This is a genomic window from Catenulispora rubra (genome assembly GCF_015356825.1).
Lineage (GTDB): Bacteria > Actinomycetota > Actinomycetes > Streptomycetales > Catenulisporaceae > Catenulispora > Catenulispora rubra.
In genome coordinates, this window is sequence record NZ_JAACYW010000410.1 from 1 (window position 1) to 8,173 (window position 8,173).

Here is an 8,173-nt window from a genome sequence, read left to right on the forward strand (position 1 = left end):
CCGGCTGCTCCAACCGCATCGACAACGACGTCGCCGCCGACGCCGACCCCGCCACCGGCGTCGCCGTCTACGACACCTCCAACGGCAACACCGGCTGGAACGAAGTCGGCGGCACCTCCGCCTCCTCCCCCATGGTCGCCGCCATGTACGCCCTCGCCGGCAACGCCGGCGCCACCCCCGCCCAAGACATCTACCAGCACACCGCCAACTTCTACGACATCACCTCCGGCAACGACGGCAGCTGCTCGCCGTCGTACCTGTGCACTGCGGGCGTCGGCTACGACGGCCCGACGGGGATCGGCACGCCGAACGGCATCACCGGCCTGCAGACCGGCGGCGGCGGCACCGAGACCGTCTCGGTCACGAACCCCGGCACCCAAACCTCGACGCAGAACGTTGCGATCTCGACGCTGCAGATCTCCGCGACCGACTCGGCCGGCAAATCGCTGACCTACTCGGCCACCGGACTCCCGGCCGGCCTGTCAATCAGCAGCTCCGGAGCCATCACCGGCACACCGACCGGCACCGGCAGCTCAACCGTGACGGTGACGGCGTCCTCGGGCACCGCCTCCGGCAGCGCCTCGTTCACGTGGACGGTTAACTCGCAGTCCACTGAGACAGTCAGCGTCACCAACCCCGGTAGCCAGACCTCGACGCAGGGCACTGCCATCAGCACCCTGCAGATCAAGGCGACCGACTCCGCGGGCAAGTCGCTGACCTACTCGGCCTCCAGCCTCCCGGCCGGCCTGTCGATCAGCTCCTCCGGCGCCATCACCGGCACGCCGACCGGCACCGGCACCTCCAACGTGGCCGTGACGGCGTCTTCGGGCACTGCTTCGGGTTCGACCACGTTCTCCTGGACCGTCAACCCCTCCGGTGGCGGTGGCTGCACCGCGGCCCAGCTGCTCGGCAACCCGGGCTTCGAGACCGGCAGCTCGGCCCCGTGGTCGATGACCGCCGGCGTGCTGAACAACGACACGATCAGCGAGCCGGCCCACTCCGGTAACTGGGACGCGTGGCTGGACGGCTACGGCACCACGCACACCGACACCCTGTCGCAGAAGGTGAGCATCGCCTCCACCTGCAAGACGGCGAACTTCTCCTTCTGGCTGCACATCGACACCAGCGAGACGACCACCACCACGGCCTTCGACAAGCTGTCGGTGCAGGTCCTGAACTCCTCCGGCACCGTGCTCGGCACGCTGGCGACCTACAGCAACCTCAACCACAACAGCGGCTACAGCCAGCACTCCTTCAGCCTGGCCAGCTACATCGGCCAGACCATCACCCTGAAGTTCACCGGCACCGAGGACTCCTCCCTGCAGACGTCCTTCGTGGTGGACGACAACGCCCTGAACGTCAACTGACCCTCCTAACGCTCTCCTGAGCCGTGGGTGGCGGACCGGACGCCGGCCCGCCACCCACGGCGTACTCGTCGAGCGACAGGCCCGGCAGGATGTTGATCCGGCTGGTGTCGAAAACGCTGCGGCTGGTGGTCTTGTCCCCTATCTCGACGGACGCGAACAGGAACCGCAGTACCGCGCGACGCCGCTGCTCCGGCAGCCGCGACCAGGCGCCGGGGGCTTCGGGGCCGGTGACGACGCCGTCCAGGACGTTCGCACTCTGCGTCTCCACCCGGCCGTGGCCGACCCGGAACTGGTTCGTGCGGCCGGGGGCGCCGACCGGGCCGCGGCGCACCGTGACCGGCAGGTCCGACGGCGCCGGGGTGCTGCTGCTGTTCTGCAACACCTCGACGGCGGCCTGCTGGACGTAGTCCTCCAACGACTTGGCGCCGATGTGCCGGTTGCAGCGGTCGGACTGCGGCTTGTTCTTCGAAGGACACGCATACATCCGGTAGTCGCCGACGATGGAGCCGACCATGTGGTCGCGGCACCGCTCACACACCACCAGACCGGTCAGCAGGTAGTCCGCGCGGGGCCGGCGATCCGCCACGGCCGTGCGAGCGGCACGCTCGGTCTGAGCCCGCTGCCAGTCCTCGACGCCGATGCAGGGCTCCCACACGGCCTGCCGCAGGCCGTCGATGGACTCCACGCCGCCTTGGAAGACGCGGAGACCGGCGTAGCGCGGGGCGACCAGGATGCGGCTGACGCCGCCGGTGGTCCACTTGGCGCCGGTCACGGTCGGGACGCCGCGCGCGTTCAGGTCTCCGGCGATGGCCCGCAGACTGTCTCCGGCCAGGTAGCGCGAGTACATCTCCCGGACCGTCTCCGCTTCCTCGGGGATCAGCGGCTGCATGCCGGGGCCGTAGCCGTAGGCCCGGCGGCCGCCGCCGTGTGGCAGGCCGTCATCAGCGGTCTGACGACGCAGCTTCTGCACCGTCTTCGACAGCGAGGCGGCCTTGCCTGCGTGATGCCGCGCCTGGGACAAGGCTTCCTCCCGGCCGCGCGGATCCGCGAGATCCAACGAGTCGCCCATCGAGTACAGGTCCACGCCGTGCTCCTGCGCCGCGATCAGCAACTCGACCGCGTCGGCGGCGCGATGGCGGACCAGCATCGCCGGTTTGATCACCACCACCGCCGGCACGCGTCCACTACGCACGGCCGTAAGCAGCCGGGACCACGCCGGCCGCGCACTGCCCGAATTCCACACAGAACGGCGTTGATCGGCGAACACCAGGTGCGCCGGCACCGTGACCCCGATCCCGGCGGCATACGTGCGTCCCTGCCGTTCCTGCACGTCGACCGGCGTCTGATCCTCGTCGCCACGTCTGGGAACGCAACAGTAGAGCGCTCCTACGACACCTGCTTCGCCCAGCACAGCCATGAAGTAACGCTACTACTCCAATTAGTAGATGTTGAAGGGCGGATTCGATTAGGCTTTGCTCGTGGCTCTGCGGCAGTTCGGGGAACTGGAAGCCCAAGTGATGGATCGGGTGTGGCGGCACAACCGTCCGGTCCTGGTCCGCGACGTCCTGGCCGACCTGAACACGGACCGGGATCTGGCCTACACGACGGTCCTGACCGTCATGGAGAAGCTGCGGCGCAAGGGCTGGCTCAGCCGCCAGCGCAGGGGTCGGGCGTACGCCTACGAGGCTGCGGCCTCCCGCGAGTCGTATACGGCGCGGCTGATGTGCGACGCGCTGGCCACCAGCGACAACCAGACGGTGTCGTTCGTCCACTTCCTGGAGCAGCTGTCGCAGGAGGAGGCTGAGGCGCTGCGCACGGCGCTGGAGGGCCGCCGGCTTCCCTGAGTGACAGCTCCCTGAGTGACTGACGATCATTCTTCTCCGTGTGTTTACATCAGCGTCCGTTGACCGACTTAGTTCGCACGGCTAACTTCCCTGACGGCAGCAGTCCTGCCACCTCCCCACATCGAGAGGGAAGCCACCCCAGTGAGAATCAGTACACGCCTGCGCGCGATCGTGTGCCTGGCAACAGTGGTCGCCATAAGCGGCGCGCTGTCGGTCAGTGCGGCGTCGGGGACCACGAGCCCCACCGCCGCGTCCGCACACGCGAACCTGATCGCCGCAGAAGCCGCCGGTTCCGCGCACGCGGCGCAGCCCGCGCTCTCGGCGGCGAATCAGGGTTCTACGCACGCCTGCCCGGCCGTCATCGTGGTCGGCCACCAGTCGTGCTTCGCCTTGAAGCGCAACGGCATCCACCCCGTCGCGGCGCCGGCGTCCGCCGCCCCGAACGCGATCCCGGGCGGCGTCGGCTACGGTCCCTCGCAGCTCCAGTCGGCGTACAACCTGACCTCCGCCGCGGCCTCGAACGGCGCCGGCCGGACCATCGCGATCGTCGACGCCTTCGACGACGCGAACGCCGCGTCCGACCTGGCCGCGTACCGCTCGGCCGCCGGCCTGCCCGCGGCGAACTTCACCAAGGTGAACCAGAACGGCCAGACCTCGCCGCTGCCCTCGGCGCCGCCGTCGGGCGACGACTGGACGGTCGAGGAGTCGCTGGACCTGGACATGGCTTCCGCGATCTGCCCGCTGTGCAAGATCGTGCTGGTCGAGGCGAACGACGACTCCAGCAACGGTCTCTACGTCGCGCAGGCCGCGGCGGCGAACGTGGCCGGCTACATATCGAACTCGTGGGGCGGCTCCGAGTCCTCCTCCGAGACCTCGGAAGACAGCACGTACTTCACGCACGCTTCGGGCGTCGTGACGACTGTTTCCGCGGGCGACTCGGACTACGGAGCGTCGTACCCTGCGACGTCGCCGAACGTGGTGTCGGTCGGCGGTACGAACCTGACGACTGCTTCGAACTCGCGGGGCTGGACCGAGTCGGTGTGGAACACCACCAACGGCTCCGAGGGCACCGGCTCGGGCTGCTCGTCGTACGAGGCGAAGCCGTCGTGGCAGGCGGCACTGAACCTGCCGTCGGGCTGCTCCAACCGGATCGACAACGACGTCGCCGCCGACGCCGATCCGGCCACCGGCGTCGCCGTCTACGACACGTCCAACGGCAACAGCGGCTGGCAGGAAGTCGGCGGCACGTCCGCGTCCTCGCCGATGGTGGCCGCGATGTTCGCCCTGGCCGGCAACGCCGGTGCGACCCCGGCGCAGGACATCTACCAGCACACGGCCAACTTCTACGACGTCACCTCGGGCAACGACGGCAGCTGCTCGCCGTCGTACCTGTGCACCGCTGGCGTCGGCTACGACGGCCCGACCGGCATCGGCACCCCCGACGGCATCACCGGCCTGCAGACCGGCAGCAGCGGCACCGAGACCGTCTCCGTCACCAACCCCGGCAGCCAGAACTCGACCGCCGGGACCGCTATCAGCACCCTGCAGATCTCGGGTTCTGACTCGGCCGGCAAGTCGCTGACCTACTCGGCCACCGGGCTGCCCGCCGGCCTGTCGATCAGCAGCTCCGGCGCCATCACCGGCACGCCGAGCACCACCGGATCCTCGACGGTCACGGTGACCGCCTCCTCCGGCACCGCCTCGGGCTCGACCTCCTTCACCTGGACGGTCAACTCCTCCGGCGGTGGCGGCGGCTGCACCGCGGCGCAGCTGCTCGGCAACCCCGGCTTCGAGACCGGCAGCGCCTCGCCGTGGGCGACGTCCGCCAGCGTCATCAACAGCGACACCACCTCCGAGCCGGCCCACTCCGGCAACTACGACGCCTGGCTCGACGGCTACGGCACCACCCACACCGACAGCCTGGCCCAGACGGTGACGATCCCGGCGTCGTGCACCAGTGCGACCTTCTCGTTCTGGCTGCACGTCGACACCGCCGAGACCAGCACCGGCAAGGCGTACGACACGCTGAAGGTCCAGGTGCTCAACGGCTCCGGGACGGTCCTGGGCACCCTGGCGACGTACAGCAACCTCGACGCCAACAGCGGCTACACCCAGCACTCCTTCAGCCTGGCCGGCTACATCGGCCAGAACGTCACGCTGAAGTTCACCGGCAGCGAGGACTACGAGCTTCAGACCTCGTTCGTGCTCGACGACACCGCGCTGAACGTGCGCTGACGCGGCGGCGTCACCCATAGACCGCGGCGGCGTGCCAGACAGTCCCTGGCACGCCGCCGCGCTTGGTGTTCCCATTAGCTGTAGGTATCAGTGGCACGCCTTGTCGCGAGCCGCCTGCTGGCTCTTGGTGTAGAAGTTGGTGCCGGCGGCGGTGACGCACCAGGAGTAGTCGCCCTCGTGCGTCGGCGCCAGCGCGGCCTTGATCATGTCGTCCGACGGGACGCTGATCGGCGTCGGCGGCAGACCGTGGTGCGGCGCATAGGTCGAATACGGGTTGCCCGGGTCCCGGACCTGGGCCGCTGTCGGGCGCTCGCCCGCGGGAAGGTGGCCGATCGCGAACAGCGCGGTGGAGTCGACGCTCAGATAGTCGTCGTCCTCCAGGCGCGAGTAGATGCCCTCGGCGACCCGGGTACCGTCGAACGGGTCGCTGACCTCAGCCTCGGCGATCGAGGCGACGGTCAGCACCTGCTCCGGCGTGCACTTGGCGGTGCCGCAGGTCAACCCTGCGGCCTTGGCCTCGAAGCCGATGCTCTTCAGGAACGTCATCCGGTTCGCCACCATCTGCGCCAGGATGCTCCGCGGCGAGTCGGACGAGGTGATCCAGTATGTCCCCGGTTCCAGCATGCCCTCGATCGTGAACTGGTGGTTTATCGAGTCTACCGACCATGCCGGCAGGCCGATCGTGTTGTCGGCGATCGCCGTGTCGAAGTCGGCCTGCTTCCATTTGCGCTTGTCGATCAGGCTCGCGATCACGGCCTTGCCCCACTCGTGCGGTGTCACGATGATCTGCGAGGCGTTCGACACGTTCGACTTCTTCAACAGCTCCGACACCGCGCTGGCGCCGGAGATCCGCGGGCAGATCGCGTAGGTGCCGGGCGTGATGCCGCCGGACGCCGGGTTCCGGTTCGCCGCGTTGAGGTACGCCTGCGCGCTCTTGACCACGCCGGACTGGACCAACGCGTTCGCGATCTGCGCACTGGTCGCACCGCGCGGGACGTCCACCGGCACCTTCGTGTTCTCGGGGCACGCGGCCGTCGCGACGTAGTCGGGGGCTGCCGCCACGCTGCCGACCTTGCCGCCGGTCCCCGTGCCAGTGCCCGGACCGCCGCCACCGTTGCCGGACGGGTACGCGGCGACGATGCCGAACACCGCCCCGCCGGTCAACGCCAGCGTGGTCGTGGCGCCGACCATCGCCCGCCGGCGATGCGCGGCCGCCTTCAGGTGCTTTCTGGTGAGGCCCACCGGGTCGGTGTGCTCCGGGTACCGCAGGGCTCGCGCGTGGAGCATGCGGGAGACCTCTTCCCCGAAGCCGCCGGGCCCCCCGGGCTCCTGGTCCGTCATGGATGACTCCTGTCTCATCGGTCGCGACCTCGTCCCGGGCCTCGGACAGCGCCTCGCGCATCCGGACCAGCCCGCGCGAGGCCTGGCTCTTGACGGTGCCGATCGACCGGCCCAGCAGCGCGGCGGTCTCGGCCTCGGTGAGTTCCTCGTAGTAGCGCAGGACGATCACCGCGCGCATGCCCGGCGGCAGCGTGGCCAACGCCCGCCACAACTCGTCCTCCCGGTCCACCGCCGCATGCCCGTCGTACGCGTCGGGCCGATCCGGGGGCTGCCACTCGACATGCGTCCGATGCCGCAAAGCCCGCCGCCACCACGAGTTCGCCAGGTTGACGATGATCCGGCGGACATAGGCCTCCGGCTGATCAACCCGCTCAATCCGCCGCCAGTTCCGATGAACCCGGATCAAAGCGTCCTGAACAAAGTCCTCGGCATGCCCATGATCCCCAGCGAGCAAATAAGCAGTCCGGACCAACTGCTGCCGACGGCTGGCCACGAACTGCCAGAACGCCTGCTCCTCACCCTCGGTGAGCGCCATTCGGCGGCACCCCGCTCTCCTTCCCTCCACCCACGCACCGGTGGTCTCGGCACGCACACTGGGTAGAGCCTCCGAAGGGCACGGAAGTTGAGAGGCGCCGGAGGGTTTTTGGCCGGGGGTGGCGGGCCGGTGCGGTTGATCAGTGGTTTTACAGGCGATCTTTACGGCTTCGCCAATGGTTGGATGGCCTCGCAGGGGACGCAGTTCGATCGCGCGACGAAAGTTGCGCTGGCGGCCGGCGGCGAACGCGGACACGACCACGCGACGGCCCGAGGCTCAGCTTACGGATCGCCGGCGGCTGACATCGGCGGCAATACAGCCGAGCTGATGCGGCCAGGCTGCCGGCCGCAGTGAAGACGGGCGCCTTGCGGTTGGTGACGGCTGGCGCGTGGCCGACTACGTGGCGAGGGACCCAGAACCTTGGCGACCACAAGCAGCACCGCCAGCGCACAACGCAGCGCAAGCAACAGCGGATAGAAAGCCGAACAGTCGCGGACCGCCGCCAAACAACCCGACGCGCGGGTCGCCCCCTCGTCGAGGAGGCCCGCCAGAGGCCTCAACGCACCCACCAAACGCAGCCGCCACCCGCCCACATGACGCGTGCGCAGTGACTCGGACTCACGCGCGGTCGTGCACGCGAAAACCGCCACCCGCCAACGCACCGCCGCAGAGACCCGGACCGGTGCGCGGTCGTGTCCGCGAATACCGGCGGCCGCCAGCACGACATGCGCCGCACGACCGAACTGCGTCCCCTGCGGGGCCATCCAACCATGCGCGAAGCCGTAAAAACGCCTGTAAAACCACAAACCAACCGCACCACGTCGAGCACCCAGACCCGCAACCTCCCACCC

Annotated in this window: 6 protein-coding genes and 1 pseudogene; 4 read left to right on the forward strand and 3 right to left on the reverse strand. The window is 69.0% G+C overall.

The genetic code is table 11. From position 1 onward, the window contains the following. On the forward strand, positions 1–1,367 hold a 1,367-nt coding region (locus GWK61_RS50585; RefSeq protein ID WP_194921114.1), incomplete at its 5' end, for a putative Ig domain-containing protein. On the opposite strand, the gene GWK61_RS50590 is transcribed toward GWK61_RS50585, so the two are convergent. Continuing rightward, the gene (locus tag GWK61_RS50590) at positions 1,360–2,784 is read right to left on the reverse strand and encodes a recombinase family protein (RefSeq protein ID WP_194921116.1); all 1,425 of its coding nucleotides are present in this window, start codon (positions 2,782–2,784) and stop codon (positions 1,360–1,362) included. The genes GWK61_RS50585 and GWK61_RS50590 overlap by 8 nt on opposite strands. A 67-nt stretch (positions 2,785–2,851) precedes the next feature. On the opposite strand from GWK61_RS50590, the gene GWK61_RS50595 reads away from it, so the two are divergent. Continuing rightward, positions 2,852–3,211, forward strand: coding sequence for a BlaI/MecI/CopY family transcriptional regulator (locus GWK61_RS50595; protein WP_194921120.1), 360 nt, complete (start codon positions 2,852–2,854; stop codon positions 3,209–3,211). 141 nt (positions 3,212–3,352) lie between these two features. Further along, positions 3,353–5,446 carry a hypothetical protein gene (locus GWK61_RS50600; RefSeq protein ID WP_323748142.1) on the forward strand — a complete coding sequence of 698 codons (2,094 nt, stop codon included), beginning with the start codon at positions 3,353–3,355 and terminating at the stop codon, positions 5,444–5,446. 87 nt (positions 5,447–5,533) lie between these two features. On the opposite strand, the gene GWK61_RS50605 is transcribed toward GWK61_RS50600, so the two are convergent. Next, entirely contained in the window at positions 5,534–6,787 is a 1,254-nt protein-coding gene (locus tag GWK61_RS50605; protein WP_194921118.1) for an endolytic transglycosylase MltG, read from the reverse strand. Between the two features lie 2 nt (positions 6,788–6,789). Here GWK61_RS50605 and GWK61_RS59095 point away from each other — a divergent pair, with 2 nt between their 5' ends. Then, complete coding sequence (locus GWK61_RS59095; protein ID WP_267254587.1) at positions 6,790–6,939, forward strand: hypothetical protein; 150 nt, start codon at positions 6,790–6,792, stop codon at positions 6,937–6,939. Here GWK61_RS59095 and GWK61_RS50610 read toward each other — a convergent pair. Continuing rightward, a pseudogene (locus GWK61_RS50610) lies at positions 6,888–7,322 on the reverse strand (SigE family RNA polymerase sigma factor); the annotation flags it as partial. The gene GWK61_RS59095 and the pseudogene GWK61_RS50610 sit on opposite strands and share 52 nt — an antisense overlap. Between the last annotated feature and the right edge of the window lie 851 nt (positions 7,323–8,173).